The organism is Thalassobius sp. MITS945101, assembly GCF_047123305.1.
Taxonomy (GTDB): domain Bacteria; phylum Pseudomonadota; class Alphaproteobacteria; order Rhodobacterales; family Rhodobacteraceae; genus Thalassobius.
In genome coordinates this window covers 482,007-502,366 of the sequence record NZ_CP138918.1, presented here as the reverse complement: position 1 = coordinate 502,366, position 20,360 = coordinate 482,007, and the positions used below count along the sequence as shown (strand labels likewise).

General features: G+C 59.2%; 22 protein-coding genes. 17 read left to right on the top strand and 5 right to left on the bottom strand.

Annotated elements, in window-relative coordinates:
• Window positions 1-2: 2 nt before the first annotated feature.
• The 4 genes from SIC14_RS02645 (at window position 3) to SIC14_RS02630 (ending at window position 2,215) form a co-directional block, all read left to right on the top strand.
• The gene (locus tag SIC14_RS02645) at window positions 3-761 is read left to right on the top strand and encodes a F0F1 ATP synthase subunit A (RefSeq protein ID WP_412564296.1); all 759 of its coding nucleotides are present in this window, start codon (window positions 3-5) and stop codon (window positions 759-761) included.
• A gap of 53 nt (window positions 762-814) precedes the next feature.
• On the top strand, window positions 815-1,039 hold the full coding sequence (locus SIC14_RS02640) for a F0F1 ATP synthase subunit C (protein ID WP_058245531.1): 225 nt from the start codon (window positions 815-817) through the stop codon (window positions 1,037-1,039).
• A gap of 82 nt (window positions 1,040-1,121) precedes the next feature.
• Complete coding sequence (locus tag SIC14_RS02635; protein ID WP_412564295.1) at window positions 1,122-1,652, top strand: F0F1 ATP synthase subunit B'; 531 nt, start codon at window positions 1,122-1,124, stop codon at window positions 1,650-1,652.
• A gap of 5 nt (window positions 1,653-1,657) precedes the next feature.
• Window positions 1,658-2,215: a F0F1 ATP synthase subunit B gene (locus SIC14_RS02630; RefSeq protein ID WP_412564294.1), complete on the top strand. Its 558-nt coding sequence runs from the start codon at window positions 1,658-1,660 to the stop codon at window positions 2,213-2,215.
• Window positions 2,216-2,303: 88 nt separating this feature from the next.
• Here SIC14_RS02630 and SIC14_RS02625 read toward each other — a convergent pair whose 3' ends face one another.
• Window positions 2,304-2,777, bottom strand: a complete 474-nt coding sequence (locus SIC14_RS02625; protein ID WP_412564293.1) for an N-acetyltransferase family protein — start codon at window positions 2,775-2,777, stop codon at window positions 2,304-2,306.
• A 19-nt stretch (window positions 2,778-2,796) separates the two neighbouring features.
• Window positions 2,797-3,633 carry a prephenate dehydratase gene (locus tag SIC14_RS02620; protein WP_412564292.1) on the bottom strand — a complete coding sequence of 279 codons (837 nt, stop codon included), beginning with the start codon at window positions 3,631-3,633 and terminating at the stop codon, window positions 2,797-2,799.
• 122 nt (window positions 3,634-3,755) lie between these two features.
• Between SIC14_RS02620 and SIC14_RS02615 the strand changes: the two genes are divergently transcribed.
• From SIC14_RS02615 to SIC14_RS02595, 5 genes are all read left to right on the top strand, one after another.
• Complete coding sequence (locus SIC14_RS02615; protein WP_412564291.1) at window positions 3,756-4,277, top strand: c-type cytochrome; 522 nt, start codon at window positions 3,756-3,758, stop codon at window positions 4,275-4,277.
• Window positions 4,278-4,480: 203 nt separating this feature from the next.
• Window positions 4,481-6,379, top strand: coding sequence for an extracellular solute-binding protein (locus SIC14_RS02610; RefSeq protein WP_412564290.1), 1,899 nt, complete (start codon window positions 4,481-4,483; stop codon window positions 6,377-6,379).
• Window positions 6,380-6,386: 7 nt separating this feature from the next.
• Complete coding sequence (locus tag SIC14_RS02605) at window positions 6,387-7,472, top strand: microcin C ABC transporter permease YejB (RefSeq protein WP_412564289.1); 1,086 nt, start codon at window positions 6,387-6,389, stop codon at window positions 7,470-7,472.
• 15 nt (window positions 7,473-7,487) lie between these two features.
• Window positions 7,488-8,594, top strand: coding sequence for an ABC transporter permease (locus SIC14_RS02600; RefSeq protein WP_412565811.1), 1,107 nt, complete (start codon window positions 7,488-7,490; stop codon window positions 8,592-8,594).
• Window positions 8,591-10,165: an ABC transporter ATP-binding protein gene (locus tag SIC14_RS02595; RefSeq protein ID WP_412564288.1), complete on the top strand. Its 1,575-nt coding sequence runs from the start codon at window positions 8,591-8,593 to the stop codon at window positions 10,163-10,165. Before SIC14_RS02600 ends, SIC14_RS02595 begins: the two co-directional genes overlap by 4 nt.
• Before the next feature lie 39 nt (window positions 10,166-10,204).
• Here SIC14_RS02595 and hemN read toward each other — a convergent pair whose 3' ends face one another.
• Window positions 10,205-11,560 (bottom strand): oxygen-independent coproporphyrinogen III oxidase, encoded by a 1,356-nt coding sequence (gene hemN / locus SIC14_RS02590; RefSeq protein ID WP_412564287.1) that lies wholly within the window; start codon window positions 11,558-11,560, stop codon window positions 10,205-10,207.
• A gap of 64 nt (window positions 11,561-11,624) precedes the next feature.
• On the opposite strand from hemN, the gene fnrL reads away from it, so the two are divergent.
• Entirely contained in the window at window positions 11,625-12,371 is a 747-nt protein-coding gene (fnrL, locus tag SIC14_RS02585; protein ID WP_412564286.1) for a transcriptional regulator FnrL, read from the top strand.
• 75 nt (window positions 12,372-12,446) lie between these two features.
• Here fnrL and SIC14_RS02580 read toward each other — a convergent pair whose 3' ends face one another.
• Complete coding sequence (locus tag SIC14_RS02580; protein ID WP_412564285.1) at window positions 12,447-13,286, bottom strand: universal stress protein; 840 nt, start codon at window positions 13,284-13,286, stop codon at window positions 12,447-12,449.
• Between the two features lie 228 nt (window positions 13,287-13,514).
• Between SIC14_RS02580 and ccoN the strand changes: the two genes are divergently transcribed.
• From ccoN to ccoP, 4 genes are read left to right on the top strand one after another with little or no spacing between them, the layout of a single operon-like run.
• Window positions 13,515-15,116, top strand: coding sequence for a cytochrome-c oxidase, cbb3-type subunit I (ccoN, locus tag SIC14_RS02575; RefSeq protein ID WP_412564284.1), 1,602 nt, complete (start codon window positions 13,515-13,517; stop codon window positions 15,114-15,116).
• A 14-nt stretch (window positions 15,117-15,130) separates the two neighbouring features.
• Window positions 15,131-15,862, top strand: a complete 732-nt coding sequence (ccoO, locus tag SIC14_RS02570) for a cytochrome-c oxidase, cbb3-type subunit II (RefSeq protein ID WP_412564283.1) — start codon at window positions 15,131-15,133, stop codon at window positions 15,860-15,862.
• Window positions 15,863-15,874: 12 nt separating this feature from the next.
• Complete coding sequence (locus SIC14_RS02565) at window positions 15,875-16,066, top strand: cbb3-type cytochrome c oxidase subunit 3 (protein WP_412564282.1); 192 nt, start codon at window positions 15,875-15,877, stop codon at window positions 16,064-16,066.
• A 3-nt stretch (window positions 16,067-16,069) separates the two neighbouring features.
• Window positions 16,070-16,939, top strand: a complete 870-nt coding sequence (gene ccoP, locus SIC14_RS02560) for a cytochrome-c oxidase, cbb3-type subunit III (RefSeq protein ID WP_412564281.1) — start codon at window positions 16,070-16,072, stop codon at window positions 16,937-16,939.
• 232 nt (window positions 16,940-17,171) lie between these two features.
• Here the strand turns inward: ccoP and SIC14_RS02555 are convergent, their stop codons facing one another.
• Window positions 17,172-17,330: a hypothetical protein gene (locus tag SIC14_RS02555; RefSeq protein ID WP_412564280.1), complete on the bottom strand. Its 159-nt coding sequence runs from the start codon at window positions 17,328-17,330 to the stop codon at window positions 17,172-17,174.
• A gap of 99 nt (window positions 17,331-17,429) precedes the next feature.
• Here SIC14_RS02555 and SIC14_RS02550 point away from each other — a divergent pair, with 99 nt between their 5' ends.
• From SIC14_RS02550 to SIC14_RS02540, 3 genes are all read left to right on the top strand, one after another.
• On the top strand, window positions 17,430-18,302 hold the full coding sequence (locus tag SIC14_RS02550) for a LysR family transcriptional regulator (protein ID WP_412564279.1): 873 nt from the start codon (window positions 17,430-17,432) through the stop codon (window positions 18,300-18,302).
• Window positions 18,303-18,396: 94 nt separating this feature from the next.
• The gene (ccoG, locus tag SIC14_RS02545) at window positions 18,397-19,899 is read left to right on the top strand and encodes a cytochrome c oxidase accessory protein CcoG (RefSeq protein WP_412564278.1); all 1,503 of its coding nucleotides are present in this window, start codon (window positions 18,397-18,399) and stop codon (window positions 19,897-19,899) included.
• 2 nt (window positions 19,900-19,901) lie between these two features.
• Window positions 19,902-20,357, top strand: coding sequence for a FixH family protein (locus tag SIC14_RS02540; RefSeq protein WP_412564277.1), 456 nt, complete (start codon window positions 19,902-19,904; stop codon window positions 20,355-20,357).
• The last annotated feature ends 3 nt before the right edge of the window (window positions 20,358-20,360 follow it).

The window sequence follows — 20,360 nt, the reverse complement described above, 5'->3', positions numbered from 1 at the left end:
ACGTGGCAAGCGAAGCACAAGGCGCCAAAGAGGGTGGTCTCGAATTTCACCCGATGGATCAGTTCATCGTTAAGCCGCTGTTCGGTGGTGACGAAATCGCATGGTACACCATCACCAACGTGACCATGTGGATGGCGCTGGCCGTTGTTGGCATCATCGCCATGATGGTTATCGGCACCTCGCGCCGCGCTATGATCCCGTCGCGCAGCCAGTCGATTGGCGAACTGGCCTATGGCTTCATCTACAAGATGGTTGAAGACGTCGCCGGCAAAGATGCGGTTAAGTTCTTCCCCTACATCATGACCCTGTTCCTGTTCATCGTGTTCGCCAACTTCCTTGGCCTGATCCCGATGAGCTTCACCACCACCTCGCACTTCGCTGTGACCATCACCCTGGCCCTCCTGGTGTTTGTCACCGTGACTTTTGTTGGATTTGTCAAAAACGGCACCGCGTTCCTTGGCCTGTTCTGGGTTAGCTCCGCACCGCTGGCGCTGCGTCCGATCCTGGCCGTGATCGAGGTGATTTCCTACTTCGTGCGCCCCGTGAGCCACAGCATTCGTCTGGCTGGCAACGTCATGGCGGGCCACGCCGTTATCAAGGTGTTCGCAGGCTTCGCTGCGCTGGCTGTTGTAAGCCCGCTGTCGATCGTCGCCATCACCGCGATGTATGGTCTTGAGGTCCTGGTGGCCTTCATTCAGGCCTACGTCTTTACCATTCTGACCTGTGTGTATCTGAAAGATGCGCTGCATCCGTCGCACTAAGGTCTGAACTCTCACACCACTTATTCTAACTTCCAATCGTAAGGAGATACACAATGGAAGGTGAACTCGCACACATCGGCGCCGGTCTGGCAGGTCTGGGTACTGGTCTCGCAGCTCTGGGTGTTGGCAACGTTGCTGCTAACTTCCTGGCAGGCGCACTGCGCAACCCGTCGGCAGCAGCGTCGCAGACCGCGACCCTGTTCATCGGCATCGCATTTGCAGAAGCACTGGGCATCTTCTCGTTCCTGGTTGCTCTGCTGCTGATGTTCGCCGTCTAAGCCTTACGGAACACATCCTTACGGCCGGGTGGGTGCATCGCGCTCACCCGGTGTAACCAGGAAGTTCCCGAAGGAGGACGTTATGGCGACCAATACCAACGCCGCCGAAGCTGCTTATTCGGTACACCCTATGCCACAGCTGGAACCCTCGTTTTGGGGCAACCAGGTGTTTTGGCTTTTGGTCACGCTGGTCGTGATCTATTTCGTCCTGTCGCGCATCGCGCTGCCGCGCATTGCCGCGGTTCTGGCCGAGCGTCAGGGGACCATCACGAATGACATCGCCGCAGCCGAAGCGCTGAAGGCGAAAGCGGTTGAAGCCGAAGAAGCCTATAATCAGGCTCTGGCAGATGCACGTGCAGAAGCACAGCGTATCGCCGCTGAAACCAAGGCCGAAATGCAGGCCGAACTCGATGCAGCGACCGCCAAGGCCGATGCCGAGATTTCGGACAAGCTGGCCGAAAGTGAAAAAGCAATCGCCGAGATCCGCGCGAACGCCATGGCGTCTATCGAAGATGTCGCCAAGGACACCGCCGCTGAACTCATCGCTGCCCTGGGTAGCGAAGCCGATGCGAAAACCGTCGACGCAGCTGTGGCTGCCCGCATCAAAGGGTAAGAGACATGCGTAAACTTGCAACTCTCGTCGCTCTGACCGCGGCAAGCCCGGCGTTCGCAGCAGGGGGCCCGTTCCTGTCGCTGCGCAACACCGACTTCATCGTCTTGCTGGCGTTCCTGCTGTTCGTTGGCATTCTGCTTTACTTCAAGGTGCCCGGCCTGCTGGCGGGTCTCTTGGACAAACGCGCCGAAGACATCAGCAACGAACTGGACGAAGCACGCGCCCTGCGTGAAGAAGCCCAGGCTGTTCTGGCGTCGTTCGAACGTAAAAGCAAAGAAGTCCACGAACAGGCGGATCGTATTGTGGCGCAAGCCAAAGACGATGCTGCTGCTTTCGCTGAACAGGCGAAAGCGGATCTGGCCAAATCGATCGAGCGCCGTCTGGCCTCGGCGAAAGACCAAATTGCTTCGGCAGAAGCCGCGGCTGTACGTGACGTGCGTAACGCGGCCATCACCGTTGCTGTTGGTGCAGCAAACGATGTGATTGCCAAGCAGATGACCGCAGCGGCCGGCAACAAGCTGATCGATGCAGCCATCGCTGAAGTGGACGCAAAGCTCCACTAAGCGGTCTCGCACCGGACATCAAAAACACCCCGTAGCTTAGGCTGCGGGGTGTTTTGTTTTTTGGTCCGGCGGCTGCGCAACGGCGCAATCAACGCAGGTGTTTTTCCATCAGCATATGATGCATCTCCACTCCATGCCGATCAAATCGGCGCAGGCGCAATGCCGCAAACCCCTGCCGCAGAAAGAACCGCTGCGCCGCATCACTGGCCTCAACATGCAGTCGCGTCAGGCCTGCGCTGCGGGCGTGGGCCTCCAGATGATCGTAAAGCTGCTGCCCAATCCCTGAGGCGCGATGGCGGGGATCGCGGTAGAAACAGTCGATATGCCCGTCAGGCTGCAACTCGATAAACCCCTGTGGATCATCCTGAGCATCGACGCCAACAAAGACCCGATGTGCTCCCGCCGTCACCCGTGCCAGATAGCGGTCCGCAGGGATCGGTGCCGCACTCCAGACATTGCGCTGTGCGGCGGAATACTCCGCCTCTGGTGTAGCCTGCACCGCAAGGTGAAAGATCTCTCCCAGCCGGGCGGCGTCAATGGGGCGAAAATCACGGATCTGCATGGGCCTCGCCCCTCACTTCTTAGCCGTGGTGTGGCCGTTCCGCCGGGTAGACACCAACGATTTTCAGCATGTTGGTGAAATACTTCAGCTCATCCATTGCCAGTTGCACGTTTTTGTCATCGGGATGGCCCTCGATGTCGGCATAGAATTGCGTCGCGGTGAAAGAGCCGTTTTTCATGTAGCTTTCCAGCTTGGTCATGTTGACGCCATTGGTGGCAAAGCCGCCCATCGCCTTGTAAAGCGCTGCGGGAATGTTGCGCACCTCAAAGACAAAGGTGGTCACCATGCCGGCGTCCCCCCGACGCTGGTGATTCGGCTCGCGCGACATGATGACAAAACGCGTAGTGTTGTGGCCGTGGTCCTCAATGTCCTTGGCCAGCACCTTCAAGCCGTAGATCTCTGCCGCCATCTCCGAGGCCAGAACCCCCATTTTGCGATCCTCGGACTTGGCCAGATCGGCCGCAGCGCCAGCACTGTCTGCCGCCGCTTCACCGCGAATGCCGTGCTGCTGCAGGAAGTTTGCGGACTGTGGCAACAGCACCAGATGCGCCTGCACCTTCTCCAAATCCTCAAGGGTCACACCCTCATGCGCCATCAAGGCAATACGCACGCGGACAAAGGTTTCCCCGATGATATTCAGGCCGCTTTCAGGCAGCAGCCGGTGAATATCTGCGACGCGGCCATAGGTGGAATTCTCAATCGGCAGCATGGCCAGATCGGCCGCGCCGTCACGGACGGCGGCAATCACATCCTCAAAGGTGCGGCAGGGCAGGGCCTCCATCTCGGGGTAGCAGTTGTGGCAGGCCTCATGTGAATAGGCGCCCAATTCTCCCTGAAAAGCGATGCGATTGGTCATAGCTGTGTTTTTCCCGTCAAATAGACCCGTTTAGGGCGTTTGGTCGCGGAAACTATACCTTGCGCAAGGCAAGGGGAAGCGGGTAGATACGCGGCTGAACACATGTAACAAACGGGCGACCCATGCTTGATACAATGACCCTTACCAAAGCAGTCGGTGCATTCTGTGGTGCGCTGCTGATTTTCTTGCTTGGCAACTGGGCGGCAGAGGCACTCTATCATTCGAAGGCTGGTGGTCATGGTGACCATGCAGCGCAGGCCTATGTCATCGACACCGGTGAAGATGACAGCCACGGCGGCGCAGCAGAAGAAGGCCCCGATTTTGCCACCCTGCTGGCAGAGGCTGATGTGGCCAAAGGTGCCAAGGTTTTCGGCAAGTGTAAGGCTTGCCACAAACTGGACGACGGTGCGAACGGCACCGGTCCGCACCTGTTCCAGATCGTAGACCGTGCCGTGTCTGCGGCTGACGGTTTCTCCTACTCGGGGAAACTGGTGGCTGTGGCTGACACCTGGTCGATCGACAACCTGAATGCCTTCATCGAAAGCCCGAAAGGCTTCGCGCCGGGTACCAAGATGTCCTTCTCGGGTCTGAAGAAAGAGAAAGACCGCGCCAACCTGATCGCCTATCTGCAAAGCCTGCAGTAAGCCTCAGACCGCAAGGTTATTTGTTACGAATGGGGACCGTTGCCTGCCCGGGCAGCGGTCCTTTTTCTTTGCAGATGTGCTATGTTGATGGAATTCAATCAAAAAGCGGTGAGGGGCGGCTTGATGTGGCCGTCCGGTCGATTTAGCTTAAATTAACGAACGAAATGCGAAAAACGCATTCCACCCACATGGAGGAACACATTATGGCACCATCCAGACCCCACGCGCTTCCCGTCGAACGACCCAATATGTTGCATTGGCTTGGCGGCGGTCTGACCGCGCTGGCGTTGCTGGGGCTGGCGCAACAGGCCGGTGCCGAAGAGACGATCATCGAAACCCACGGCTACAACTTCTTTGGAGAGTTGGGATACGGGGCGACCTATGACCATCTGAACTATGTGAACCCCGACGCCCCAAAGGGGGGTGAGATTGCGATCTGGACCTTGGGGGTGTTTGACAGTTTCAACCTTTATACCCGCAAGGGAAACGCCGGTGCCCTGGCCACCATCGGCCACGAAGATGTACTGACCACCCACGCGGATGATCCAACAGCGGTTTATTGTTTTCTCTGCACCACAATGGAATATCCCGAATCCATCGATTGGGTGATCTTCAATCTTCGTGATGACGTGACAATGGCTGATGGCCGCCCCTGGACGGCCTCGGATCTAAAATTCACCTTTGATATGTTTATGAAGGATGGTCTGCCCTCCTTCCGCGCTGCCTTTGGGGCATTTGTCGAAGAGGTTGAGGTGCTGGACACGCACCGCGTTCGTTTCCGTTTCTCCCCCGACAGCCCGATGCGGGACCGGATTGGGCTGGCAGGCGGCATGCCGGCTTTCTCACAGTCCTGGATTGAGGAAAACGAATACAAGATCGACGAAGCCAACATTCTGCCGATCATGGGCACCGGTGCTTATGCGCTGGACAGCTACGAAATCCCCAGCCGCATCGTCTACAAGAGGAACCCGGACTATTGGGCTGAGGACCTGCCGGTCAGCAAGGGCCGCAACAATTTCGACAGCATCCGGGTGGAATATTTCGGCGACAGTGTGGCTGCCTTTGAAGCGTTCAAAGCCGGAGCCTATACCTTCCGGTCCGAAAACAGCTCAAAAACCTGGGCCACTGGGTATGACTTCCCGGGCATTGCGAACGGTCATGTTAAGAAAGAAGAATTGCCCGACGGGTCGCTGTCTTTGATGCAGAGCTACGTGTTTAACCTGCGCCGCGACCTGTTTGATGACATCCGGGTCCGCGAGGCGGTGGGGCTGATGTTTAACTTCGAATGGTCCAATGAGTCGCTGTTCTACGGTCTCTATGATCGCGTCACCAGTTTCTGGGGCAACTCGGACCTGCAGGCCGTTGGTGCTCCCTCCGCGGGCGAGCTGGCGCTGCTGCAGCCGCTGGTCGATGCCGGTCAACTGGAGGCTGCCATTCTGACCGATGAGGCTGTGATCCCGCCGGTATCCAGTACCCGTCAGGTCGACCGCAAGAACCTGCGCAAGGCCTCGGCGCTGCTGGATGAGGCCGGCTGGGTTGTGGGCGACGACGGGATGCGTCGCAAAGACGGTAAGTTGCTGACCATCGAGTTCCTCGATTCCTCGCCCGCCTTTGACCGTATCACCCTGCCGTTTGTCGAAAACCTGAAACGTCTGGGTATCGACGCCAGCCTGAACCGGGTGGACCCCGCCCAGGAACGGGAACGTCAGCGCAAGTATGATTTCGACATGACCACCCACAACGGTCGGATGCCACTGGAGCCGTCGACCGGTCTCAAACAGTGGTTTGGCTCTGAAGGGGTGGACGAAAGTTCGCGCAATCTCATGGGGGTGGCGGATCCCGCTGTGGATGCGTTGATCGAACATGTCATTGCTGCCCAGTCCAAGGCCGAGTTGAAAACCGCCGTTCATGCGCTGGATCGCGTTTTGCGGGCCAAAAAGTTCTGGGTGCCGCAGTGGTTCAAATCCAAACACACCGTGGCCTATTACGACATGTTCGAATACCCGACGCCACTGCCTGACTATGCCCGTGGTGAGCTGGATTTCTGGTGGTACAACGCGGAGAAACACGAAGCGTTGAAAGCCGCTGGCGCGCTGAGGTAACGGGGCGATGGGCGCCTATATCCTCCGACGGTTGCTACTGGTGATCCCGACATTGCTCGGGGTCATGATCATCAACTTCGCGCTGGTGCAATTTGTGCCGGGTGGTCCAATTGAACAGATCATCGCCCAGACACAGGGTGAAGGAAACGTTTTCGAAAGCCTCGACGGCTCTGGCAGCGAAGTGGCGGGCGGCGATGTTGGCGGCGACGAGACCTATCAAGGCGCCCGCGGCCTGCCGCCGGAATATATTGCCGAGCTGGAGAAAGAGTTCGGCTTCGACAAGCCGCCGCTGGAACGTTTCCTGTCAATGATGTGGAACTACATCCGCTTTGACTTTGGCGAGAGTTACTTCCGCTCGGCGACGGTGATCGACCTGGTGATAGAAAAGCTGCCGGTCTCGATCACACTGGGGCTTTGGTCGACCATCATTGCCTATATCGTCTCGATCCCGCTGGGCATCCGCAAGGCGGTGCGCGACGGGTCCAAGTTCGACACCTGGACCTCGGGGTTGATCATTGTGGCCTACGCCATTCCCGGCTTCCTGTTTGCGATCCTGTTGATCGTGCTGTTTGCTGGCGGCTCTTACTGGCAGATCTTCCCGCTGCGTGGTCTGACCTCGGACAATTGGGATCAGCTCAGCTGGTTTGGCAAGATCATCGACTATTTCTGGCACATCACCCTGCCGGTGCTGGCCTCTACAATTTCGGCCTTTGCCACATTGACCCTGCTGACCAAAAACAGCTTCCTTGATGAGATCAAAAAACAATACGTCGTCACCGCCCGCGCCAAGGGGTTGAGTGAATCACGGGTGCTTTATGGCCATGTGTTCCGCAACGCCATGCTGATTGTGATCGCAGGGTTTCCGGCGGTGTTTATCGGCGTGTTCTTTGGCGGCTCGCTGATCATCGAAACGCTGTTCAGCCTCGACGGTCTGGGCCGTCTGGGGTTTGAGGCTGCGGTGGCACGCGACTATCCGATTGTCTTTGGCTCGCTGTTTGTGTTCGGGCTGATCGGTCTGGTGGTCGGGATCATCTCGGACCTGATGTATGTGGTGGTTGATCCGCGCATCGATTTTGAGAAGCGGGAGGGATAAGCCATGGCCTTTGGACTGAAACTGTCCCCGCTCAACCAGCGCCGCTGGTCGAACTTCAAGAAAAACCGCCGCGCACTGTGGTCGCTGATCATCTTCTCGATCCTGTTTGGCATCTCCCTGATCGCCGAGGTGGTGGCAAACGACAAACCGATCCTTGTCAGCTATCGCGGTGAACTCTATTCGCCGGTCAGCACGTTTTACCCTGAAACCACCTTTGGCGGTGATTTCCAGACCGAAGCGAAATACAGCGATCCCGAGATTGAGTGCCTGATCCGCTCCGGCGGGATGGAGGATTGCTGGGACGATCCCGAAGGGGTGCTGGAACAGATTGCTGCAGGCAGCTATGCCGCTGAAGGGTTCCACAAAGGTTGGACCCTCTGGCCGCTGATCCCCTATCACTACCAGACGCAGGTGGACCGCCCCGGTGCTGCACCTCTGCCGCCGAATGCGCAGAACTGGCTGGGCACGGATGACACCAAGCGCGATGTCATGGCGCGGGTGATCTACGGCTTCCGTCTGTCCATTCTGTTCGCCCTGATCGTCACCACACTGTCCAGCATCATTGGCATCGCGGCAGGGGCTGTGCAGGGCTATTTCGGCGGATGGATCGATTTGATCTTCCAGCGCATCATCGAGATCTGGAGCGGCACGCCTTCGCTTTATGTGATTATCATCCTGTTTGCGATCCTTGGGCGAAGTTTCTGGCTGCTGGTCTTCATCACCGTGCTATTTGGCTGGGTTGGTCTGGTCGGCGTCGTACGCGCCGAGTTCCTGCGCGCTCGTAATCTGGAATATGTCCGTGCCGCCAAGGCGCTTGGCGTCTCCAACGTCACCATTATGTTCCGCCACATGCTGCCCAATGCAATGGTGGCCACGGTGACCCTGCTGCCCTTCATCGTGACCGGCACATTGGCAACGCTGGCGGGGCTCGACTTCCTAGGTTTTGGTCTGCCATCTTCAGCCCCGTCGCTGGGCGAACTGACGCTCCAGGCGAAACAGAACCTGCAGGCGCCGTGGCTGGGCTTCACCGCCTTCTTTGTCTTCGCCATCATGCTGTCGCTCCTTGTCTTCATCTTTGAAGGGGTGCGCGATGCCTTTGATCCAAGGAAAACCTTCCAATGAGCATTCTTGAGGTCAAAGACCTGACCGTCAGCTTCCGGCAGGAAGGGAAGGTCAACATGGCGGTGAAAGGCGTGTCCTTTACCGTAGATCGTGGCGAAACCGTTGCCCTGGTGGGCGAAAGCGGCTCGGGCAAGTCGGTGACGGCCATGTCGACCGTATCTCTGCTGGGGGAAAACGCCACTGTTGGTGGCTCTGTCACCTATGATGGGGCTGAAATGATCGGAGCCTCAGAGGCCGAATTGCAGCGTGTCCGCGGCAATGACATTTCCTTCATCTTCCAAGAGCCGATGACCTCGCTCAACCCGCTGCACACGATTGAAAAACAGCTGAGCGAGTCGCTGGTGCTGCATCAGGGCATCGCGGCGGAGGACGCGCGCGAACGGGTGTTGGAACTGCTGGAAAAAGTCGGCATTCGCGACGCTGAAAACCGTCTGAACGCCTATCCGCATCAGCTGTCCGGCGGCCAACGTCAGCGGGTGATGATTGCAATGGCGCTGGCCAACAAGCCTGACATTCTGATTGCGGATGAGCCAACAACGGCGCTGGATGTGACCATTCAGGCGCAGATTCTGGACCTGTTGGTTGAGCTGAAGAAAAGCGAGAATATGGGGCTGTTGTTCATCACCCATGACCTTGGCATTGTGCAGAAGCTGGCCGATAAGGTCTGTGTCATGAAAGACGGGGAGATTGTCGAAGCCGGCCCCACGGCAGAGGTCTTCGGCAACCCGCAGCACGCCTATACGCAGAAACTGCTGTCGGCTCGGGCCGGTGGAGTGCCAGCCCCGGTGCCGGAGGGCGCGGACACGATCCTGACAACGGATCAGCTGCGGATCTGGTTCCCGATTCAGCGGGGTTTCTTCAAACGCACCGTTGGTCACGTGAAGGCGGTGAATGGGGCGAACCTTTCGCTGCGTGCAGGCGAAACCTTGGGCATCGTGGGCGAGTCGGGGTCGGGCAAGACCACGCTGGCGTTGGCGATCATGCGACTGATTGGCTCGGAAGGGGCAATCACCTTTGAGGGCCGCAATATCCGAGACATCACCACCAAAGAACTGCGGGCGCTGCGTAAGGACATGCAGATCGTGTTTCAGGACCCGTTCGGCAGCCTGTCACCGCGCATGAGCTGTGCCCAGATCATCGCCGAAGGTCTGTCGGTGCACAGTGACGCTAAGGGCGACCAGCGTGCCAAAGTGGCGGCTGTGATGGAGGAGGTGGGGCTCGACCCGGCCACGATGGATCGTTACCCGCATGAGTTTTCTGGCGGGCAGCGCCAGCGCATTGCCATCGCCCGTGCAATGATCCTGAACCCGCGTCTTGTGGTGCTGGATGAGCCGACCTCGGCATTGGATATGACGGTGCAGGTGCAGATTGTGGACCTGCTGCGGGAGCTGCAGCAGAAACACGGGCTGGCCTATTTGTTCATCAGCCACGACCTGCATGTGGTGAAGGCGATGAGCCACAAGATGATCGTGATGCAACAGGGCGATGTGGTGGAAGCTGGCGATGCGGAGGATCTGTTCAACAATCCGCAGACCGACTACGCCAAGACTCTGCTGGCTGCGACGATGTAGGCGCAAGTGGCGCGGGATATGAACCGCGCCAGCTGTTGTTTAAATCGCGGAACTATGGCCTGCCTTGGACAGGTCGTAGGCGTCAAACGCCCGCGCGATCATGCGGGTCAGGGGACGGGCGGCCTCGGGGATGAACAGGTCACCGTTGCGCCGGTCCAGCATCCCGTCAAAACCTTGCGCGGCTGTATCCAACATCGCCTGCAGGCTGGCATTGTCGATCCGAAACTGATCCAGCAGTTCCGCCGCATCCACTTTGAAATCACACATGATCATCTCAATGATCCGCCCGCGCAGCCGGTCCTCGGCCGTAAAGCGATGGCCCTTGCTGACCGAGAAACGCCCGTCACGGATCGCAGCCGTATGGGCGCCGGTGGCCGGGGCGTTTTGGGTGAAACCTTGCGGAAACCGCGAAATCGACGAAGCCCCGACGCCGATCAGCACCTCGGAGGTGTCATCGGTATAGCCCTGGAAGTTGCGGCGCAGACGCCCTGCCTTCTGAGCAATGGTCAACCCATCATCCTGGGCCGCAAAGTGGTCGATCCCGATCTCGGCGTAATTGTCCCACAGGAACAACCGCCGCGCGGTGTCAAACAGCGCCAGACGTTCCTGCGGCGTTGGCAGCGCGTCCGAGGGGATCATCTGCTGCCGTTTCGCCATCCACGGCACGTGGGCGTAGCCGTATAGCGCCACGCGGTCCGGTTCCAGCGACAGGAGTTTCTGCACGCTTTCGGTGATCCGTTCCTGACTTTGATGCGGCAGGCCGAACAGGATGTCGGCGTTCAGGCTATAGACCCCATGTGCGCGGATCGCGTCCACCGCGTCGCGGGTGATGTCAAAGCTCTGGATCCGGCCAATTGTCTGCTGAATCTCATCGTCGAAATCCTGCACCCCGATCGAGGCCCGGTTCATCCCAGCGGCGGCCAGCACCTTCAGGCGAGCGTCGTCGATTTCGTTGGGGTCAATCTCCACCGAAAACTCGGCGTTGGGCGCAAAAGGCGCCACATCTGCAACGGCCTCGGCCAGATCGTTCATCATCTCCGGCGACAGCAACGTGGGTGTGCCGCCGCCCCAATGCAACCGTGACAGAGAGATGCCTTCCGGCAATTGCTGCTTCAGAAGCTTCAGTTCTGCCTTCAGAGTTTCCAGATAGGCGGCGACCGGAGAATCGCTCTGTGTCCCCTGCGTGCGGCAGGCGCAGAACCAGCACAACCGGCGGCAAAATGGCACATGCACGTAAAGAGAGATTGTCGAGCCGGGACGTAAGGCGCTGATCCAATTAGCATAATCGGAACCAGTCACGTCCTTGGAGAAGTGAGGGGCCGTGGGATAAGAGGTGTAACGCGGCACTTTCGCGTCAAACAGTCCCAGTTTGGCAAGTTGCGTTTTCGTTTCCATGGGCATAGCCTTTAAGAGAACGACGTCAAATCAACTTTGACCCAGATCAAGCGCGAACGGTTACATGTTAAAAGAACCTCTTCTGAAGGACCAGCACAACTGTGCCGATTGTCCGATCCGGCATCGGGCGGTCTGTGCCCGTTGTGACACGGATGAGCTGGAGCAGCTCGATGAGATCAAATACTACCGCAGCTTTGAGGCGGGACAGACGGTGGTCTGGTCCGGTGATCCGATGGAGTTTGTCGGCTCGGTGGTGTCGGGCATTGCGACCCTGACCCAGACGATGGAGGACGGGCGCACCCAGATGGTGGGACTGCTGCTGCCCAGCGATTTCGTGGGTCGCCCGGGGCGCGAAGGCTCGGCCTATGACGTGGTGGCAACCACCGATCTGGTGATGTGCTGTTTCCGCAAGAAACCGTTTGAAAAGATGATGATGGAGACGCCGCATATTGCGCAGCGTCTGTTGGAAATGACGCTGGACGAACTGGACGCCGCCCGCGAATGGATGCTGGTGCTGGGGCGCAAGACCGCGCGGGAAAAAATCGCCAGCCTGCTGTCGATCATCGCACGCCGCGACGCCACGCTGCATCTGCGGCCAGCCGAGGGTCAGGTCGTGTTCGACCTGCCGCTAACCCGCGAAGCAATGGCGGATTATCTTGGGCTGACGCTGGAGACGGTGAGCCGTCAGATCTCGGCGTTGAAGCGTGACGGGGTGATCCAGCTGGAGGGCAAACGCCACGTGACCGTGCCGGATCTGGACCGGTTGATAGAAGAGGCCGGCGACGACGCGGACGGCGGCGTTTTTGCCTGACGTCCCTACCTATTGAATGCTGAACAGGCGGTGCCACGGCGCCGCCTGTTTTCGTTTCCACAGCTGGTGGCCTGGTTAATGCGCCATCAGTACCGGCAGCGGGCACATTTCCAGCATGTCGCGGGTTGCGCCCCCCAGAATTGCCTCGCGGAATCGCGAATGACCATAGGCCCCCATCACCACCATGTCGGATTTAGTGTCCACGGCATGGCGCAGGATGACCTCGGCCACGCGGGGCAGGGTTTTTGACAGCACGTCGATTTCCACCCGCACGCCCTGTCGGGCCAGGTATTGTGACAAGAGCCCACCGGGATCTGACCGGTTTGGCCCGTGGGTCGGCGGATCGATCACCACCACCCGCACCGCCTCGGCTTCGCGCAGGAAGGGCAGGGCGGCACGCACGGCGGCCAGACATTCCGGCGATTCATTCCACGCGACAAGCACAGATTTCGGGCTGAGCAGCACGGCGTTGTCCTTGGGCTGCACCAGTACGGGCACGCGGCCTTCAAACAGGGCGGCCTCCAACACCGGTTCCAGTTCGGCGCTGCGGTCCTCGCCATAGGGCTGCGGCAGGATGACCAGATCGCTGAAACGGGCGTGCGCAGCGACATGGCGGCCGATGTCCGCCAGTTGAGCAACGCCGCTGTCGGTGCCCCAGCGCACATCCTGCGCCCCCAGAATGCGGCTCGCCTCTGCCTCTAGATGGTCGGCTTCCTCATGGGCGCGGGTCAGGGTTTCCTGCAGCACCAAAGCATTGGCCCCAGCGTAGTAATAGCCGGTCTGGGTGCGGTCCACGCCCAGACAGAGGGCTTCGACATGTGCGTCATATTTGCGCGCCAAGGTGGTGGATTGATCCAGAAGACCGGGGATCAATGCGGGGTCGGTCAGCACGGAAAACAATGATTTATAGGCCATTTGAGTGTTCCTCCTACACAGACAGGCTTGGCCTCAGTCTAACGCCCCCGCGCCTGTGCGACTTTGACACGTGTCAAACTGCACCACGCCCATGTCAGAGGCGCGGCTCATTGCAGGTTTTTGACGCAGATCAAGGCGGGAGGGCGCGCCGCGCCGCATTACACCGCCAGTCTGGAACCGCCCGCGCGGAAAAACGAATCGTGCGGGTCAGAGACGAAGGGACGCAAAATGGTTAACTACATCAAGCTGATCGCGCTTGGTCTGGCAACGCTCGGGGCGTTGATCGCGGCCAATTACGGGCGGGATCTGGCCTATTCGGTAAACATGCTGGCCGCAGCAGCGTTTGCCGTTGTGGCGTTTATTTTCATCCTGCGCCGCACCGACGAACCGGCGCGCGCAGATCTTTCTGGCGAGTATATGGACGGGGTGATCCGCTACGGCGTGATCGCCACCGCCTTCTGGGGGGTCGTTGGCTTCCTGGTGGGGGTGGTTATTGCCTTCCAACTGGCCTTTCCGGTGCTGAACCTTGAGTTCGCACAGGGTTTCACCAACTTTGGCCGCCTGCGTCCGCTGCACACTTCCGCAGTGATCTTCGCATTTGGCGGCAACGCGCTGCTGGCCACCTCATTCTACATCGTGCAGCGCACCAGCGCCGCGCGTCTGTGGGGCGGCAATCTGGCGTGGTTCGTGTTCTGGGGCTACCAGCTGTTCATCGTGATGGCGGCAACCGGCTACCTGCTGGGCGCAACCCACGGCAAGGAATACGCTGAACCCGAATGGCACATCGACCTGTGGCTGACCATTGTCTGGGTCGCCTACCTTCTGGTCTTTGCCGGCACGATCATGAAACGCAAAGAGCCGCATATCTACGTGGCCAACTGGTTCTTCCTGTCCTTCATCATCACCGTTGCGATGCTGCATATCGTGAACAACCTGGCGGTGCCGGTCTCGATCTTCGGTTCCAAGTCGGTCCAGCTGTTCTCGGGCGTGCAGGATGCGATGACCCAGTGGTGGTACGGTCACAACGCTGTAGGCTTCTTCCTGACGGCGGGCTTCCTGGGCATGATGTACTACTTCGTGCCGAAACAGGCGGAACGTCCGGTCTATTCCTATAAGCTGTCGATCATCCACTTCTGGGCGCTGATCTTCCTGTATATCTGGGCCGGTCCGCACCACCTGCATTACACCGCACTGCCGGATTGGGCGTCGACCCTTGGCATGGTGTTCTCGGTTGTTCTGTGGATGCCCAGCTGGGGTGGCATGATCAACGGTCTGATGACGCTTTCGGGCGCCTGGGACAAGCTGCGCACCGACCCCGTTCTGCGGATGATGGTTCTGTCGCTTGGCTTCTACGGCATGTCGACCTTCGAAGGCCCGATGATGTCGATCCGCGCTGTGAACTCGTTGTCGCACTACACCGACTGGACCATTGGTCACGTGCATTCCGGTGCCCTTGGCTGGAACGGTATGATCACCTTTGGCGCGCTCTACTTCCTGGTGCCGAAACTGTGGAACCGTTCGGGTCTCTACTCGCTGAAACTGGTCAGCTGGCACTTCTGGCTCGCCACCATCGGCATCATTCTCTACGCCGCCTCAATGTGGGTCACCGGCATCATGGAAGGCCTGATGTGGCGCGAAGTCGACGCCAATGGCTTCCTGGTGAACTCCTTCGCTGACACCGTAGGTCCAAAGTTCCCGATGTATGTGGTGCGCGGCCTTGGTGGGGTGATGTTCCTCTCGGGTGCATTGATCATGTGCTACAACCTGTGGATGACTGCAAAGCGCGCTCCGGCTGTTGAAGCCGACGCCGCTGCAGTCCCGGCTGAATAAGGAGGGCCGGACAGATGGCAATTCTCGACAAACACGCGATCCTTGAGAAAAACGTCACCCTGCTTGCGATCTTCGCATTCCTGGTGGTGACCATCGGTGGGATTGTGCAAATCGCTCCGCTGTTCTGGCTGGAAAACACGATTGAGGATGTAGAGGGCATGCGCCCCTACACCCCACTCGAACTGGCCGGTCGCGAGATCTACATCCGCGAAGGCTGCTACACCTGTCACAGCCAGATGATCCGTCCGATGCGCGATGAGGTCGAACGTTACGGGCCCTATTCGCTGGCAGCGGAGTCGCAGTACGACCACCCTTTCCAGTGGGGCTCCAAACGGACTGGCCCGGATCTGGCCCGTGTGGGCGGTCGCTATTCGGATGAGTGGCACGTCGACCACCTGCGCGACCCGCAGTCGGTTGTGCCCGAATCGATCATGCCGAAATACGGCTTCCTTGAGCACACCAAGATGGACGGTAAATACATCGGTGAACTGGTCGCCACCCACAAGCTGGTGGGCGTGCCCTACACCGACGATATGGTTGCCAATGCCATCGCGGACTTTGCTGCACAGGCAGATCCCGATGCCGATTACGATGGGCTGCTGGAACGTTATGGCGAAGACTCGGTGCAGGTGCGTAACTTCGACGGCCAGCCAGGTCTTTCGGAAGCGGATGCGCTGATCGCTTACCTGCAGATGCTGGGCACGCTGGTTGATTTCTCGACCTTTGTGCCTGACGCAAGCCGCTAAGGAGGGCTGGATATGGAAACCTATTCCCTGCTTCGCGAATTTGCAGACAGCTGGATGCTCTTGGCGCTGTTTGGGTTCTTCTTTGGGGTCATCCTGTTTGTGATGCGCCCCGGCAGCACCCGCACCTACAGCAAGGTCGCAGACATCCCCTTCCGGCATGAAGACAAACCCGCTGCCAGCAGCGGTGACGCCAAGGAGGCGTGAGACATGGCTAAAAAACCGAATGAGCCACAAGACTATGGCACCACGGGCCATTCCTGGGATGGCATCGAAGAGCTGAATACCCCCTTGCCGCGTTGGTGGCTGTGGACCTTCTACGCCACCATCGTTTGGGGTCTGATCTATGTGGCGGCCTATCCGGCCTGGCCGCTGATCAACGGCGCCACACAGGGTTTCCTGGGCTACTCCACCCGCGGTGAAGTGGCCGAGGACATCGCCGCCTTTGAGGCCAAACAGGCCCCGATGAACACCAAGCTGGTGGAAACCGAACTGGCAGCGATTGCCGATGATGCTGAGCTTCTGGGCTATGCCAACTCCGCTGGTGAAGCGGTGTTCATGACCTGGTGTTCGCAGTGTCACGGCTCGGGCGCCGCAGGTGCGGTGGGCTACCCGAACCTGGTGGATGATGACTGGCTCTGGGGTGGGGATATCGAATCGATCCACACCTCGATCAGCGTCGGTATCCGTCAGCCCAGCGACGAAGACTATCTGCGTCAGTCCGAAATGCCTGCCTTTGGCCGCGATGAGCTGCTGGAAGAAGGGCAGATCGACGAAGTGGTTAACTTTGTGATGTCGCTGTCGGGTGAGGCCAAGGATGCCACACTCGTTGAAGCGGGCGCCGTGGTCTACGAAGAAAACTGTGCCGCCTGTCACGGCGATGCCGGTGAAGGTGACATAGATCAAGGTGCGCCGAACCTGGCCGATGCTATCTGGCTGTACGGCGAAGGTTACGACGCCATCCGCGAAACGGTCTACAGCGCCCGCTATGGGGCGATGCCGGCCTGGAACACCCGTCTCTCCGAGGCTGAAATCCGCGCGGTGGCCACCTTTGTTCACACCCGTGGTGGTGGTCAGTAAGGCATAAGAACACCCCGGGGCGTTTCCCGACGCCCTTGGGGTCCGGCACCGGACCTTCCGTCCTGTTCGCGCGTTTCCTGGGAGGCCGGTGCCGATTTAAACAACAAAAGTCCCGGAGATCTCTCCGGGACTTTTGCGTTTCTGTCGCCTTGGATCTGGCAGCGGGGATTGCGCCAAACCCTGTGGGGACAGAGAGCGTCGGACGGGGGCGTGTCAGACGGATCAGCCGCGCTTAGAGCGAGCTGAGCCGGATCTTTGCCCGCGCGCTGTCGAATTTGCAGCAGGGCATGGTCCGGTGTTTTTCAGGTGCTTTCAGCTTGGGCAGACGATCCTCTTGGACCGCGTCCATGCGGGTTGCATTCATCAGGGTATTTGCAAGAATATTGAACATGTCAGCCTCACATCTCATTGGGGTCTGGCTTGAAATAACTACATATGCGTTGCTAAGACGACTCTGGTTCGAATTCAAATCTGTAAGCTGAGGTTACATATGGATTGGCGTGCTCTGCCCCCTCTTAATGCGCTGCGTGCGTTTCTGGCGTTTCATCAGGCCGGCAGCATGGCGGCGGCCGGCGCGTTGCTGAATGTCAGCCACGCGGCAATCTCTCAGCAGATCAAGGGCTTGGAGGCGCATCTGGGACTGACCCTCCTGGACCGACGGGCGCGCAGCACCGTTTTGAATGATGACGGGTTGCAACTGGCCCATGCGCTGGAACGTGGTTTTGGCGAAGTGGTGCGGGTGGTGGAGGCCCTGACCGGTGGCGAAGCGCAGCGCCCCTTGCAGATTTCCACCACGCCGTCCTTTGCCTCCAACTGGTTGATGCCGCGCCTTGGCGATTTTCGCAGCAAACACCCTGAGGTCAGCCTGATGATCGATCCCACCGCCGAGGTGAAGCAGCTGGAGCCCGGTGGCATCGATGTGGCGATTCGCCATGGCAACGGCGATTGGCCCGGTCTGGAGGCGCGGTTGATCGTGCCGTCGCCGATTGTGCTGGTCGCCGCACCGGAGCTGGTGCCAACCAAACCCGACCTTCAGCCCGAAGACCTGCTGGATCTGCCGTGGTTGCAGGAATTGGGGACCCATGAATGCAGCACCTGGCTGCGACAAAAGGGCATTGTGCAGGATCCGGCTTACGGCATCTCCTCGATGCCCGGTTATCTGATGATCGAAGCGCTGCGGGCGGCGCAGGGCATCGGCGTGGCGGCAAAAGCCTTGATTGAAACGGATATTGAGGCCGGCCGCTTGCAGGTGTTGTTCGAAGAGACCGACAAGACCGGCTATTATCTGGTCACCCGCCCTGGCCCGCAGCGCCCGCCGTTGAAATCATTTGCCCGATGGCTGGTGCGACAAAGCGGCCAATAGATGAATTGCAGATGTGAGTTTGATCTGGGTCAAAGTAAGGGAGGCCGTGACCCCCGAGAAGGGTAAAATAATATTTAGCCAACGGAGTGAGTCCGTGTCGCAAACCCAACCCGACGCCCCGCAAAACCTGTATGCCGCCCGAGAACCCGTGTTTCCACGCCGTGTCTCCGGGGCGTTTCGCAATCTGAAATGGGTGATCATGGCGATCACCCTTGGGATTTACTACCTGACGCCCTGGATCCGCTGGGACCGTGGTGCCAGCCTGCCGGATCAGGCTGTTCTGGTCGATCTGGCCAACCGCCGTTTCTACTTCTTCTGGATTGAGATCTGGCCGCATGAGTTCTACTTCGTGGCGGGGCTTCTGGTGATGGCGGGTCTTGGCCTGTTCCTGTTCACCTCTGCCTTGGGGCGGGTCTGGTGCGGCTACGCCTGCCCCCAGACCGTCTGGACCGACCTCTTCATTCTTGTAGAACGTTGGATCGAAGGCGACCGGAACGCGCGCCTGCGACTGCACCGGCAGAAAAAGTGGGATCTGCGCAAGCTCCGCCTGCGGCTGTCCAAATGGGCCAGCTGGGTGCTGATCGCTTTGGCAACCGGGGGCGCTTGGGTGTTCTACTTTGCGGATGCACCAACGCTTCTGGTGGATCTGGTGACGCTGAATGCACATCCAATTGCCTATTCCACTATGTTCATCCTGACCGCCACGACCTTCTTCTTTGGTGGCATCGCGCGGGAACAGATCTGTATCTACGCCTGCCCCTGGCCGCGTATTCAGGCCGCGATGATGGACGAGGACACGCTGACCATCGGCTACCGTCACTGGCGCGGCGAACCACGTGGCAAGCTGAAGGGCGCGAAAAAGAAACCCGTAGCCACCACTGCCACGACGTCTGATGCTGTCGCCGCTGGCCCCGTGCCGGTGGAGCTAGCCGCGCCGCAGGGTGACTGTATCGACTGCATGGCCTGTGTGAACGTCTGCCCCATGGGCATCGACATCCGCGACGGGCAGCAGATGGAATGCATCACCTGTGGGCTTTGCATCGATGCCTGTGACGATGTGATGGAGAAGATCGGCAAGCCGCGTGGCCTGATCGACTATATGGCACTGACCGATGAAACGGCCGAACAGGCTGGCGAAAAGCCCAAATCGGCGTGGACCCACATCTTTCGGGCCCGCACTATGCTCTATACCGGTCTGTGGTCCTTGGTGGGTGTGGCGCTGGTGGTGGCGCTGTTCATCCGGGCCGAAATTGAACTGACCGTCGCGCCGGACCGCAACCCGACCTATGTGACGCTGTCGGACGGCTCGATCCGCAATACCTATGATGTGCGCCTGCGCAACAAAAACGGCGATGACCGCCCGTTCAAACTGTCGATCAAAGGCGATTCCGCCCTGCGTTTGCAGTTGGAGGGCACGCCCTATCACACCGTCACCGTTCCGGCGGATGAAATGAAACTGCAGCGCGTCTACATTATCGCGCCCAAAGGATCGGAACCGGCGTTGAGCGAACGCGTCGTCCTCCGGTTCTGGGTCGAAGACACCAGCAATGGCGACCGCGCCTTCAAGGACACCGTGTTCAACGGGAAAGGAAACTAACCATGGTCAAGCAACTTACCGGCAAACATGTGCTGTTTATCTTTGTGGCGGCGTTCAGTGTCATCATCGCTGTGAACATCACCCTGGCCGTGAACGCGGTGAAGACCTTCCCGGGGCTGGAGGTGAAAAACACCTATGTTGCCAGCCAGCAGTTCGACGAACGCCGCGCGGCGCAGGTGGCGTTGGGCTGGACCGTTGTTGGCAGTCATCAGGACGGTGTTTTGCGCCTAGCGATCACCGGTGCCGATGGCGCTCCGGTGGAGGCGGCAGAGCTGAGTGCCATTCTGGGCCGCGCCACGCAGGTGGCCGATGATGTCACGCCGGCCTTTGTGTTTGACGGCACCGCCTATGTAGCGCCGATGGAGCTGGCCGATGGCAACTGGAACATCCGGATGGAGGCCAAGGCGCTTGACGGCACGTTGTTTACCCAGCGTGTGATCGTTGACGTGGTACGCTAAATC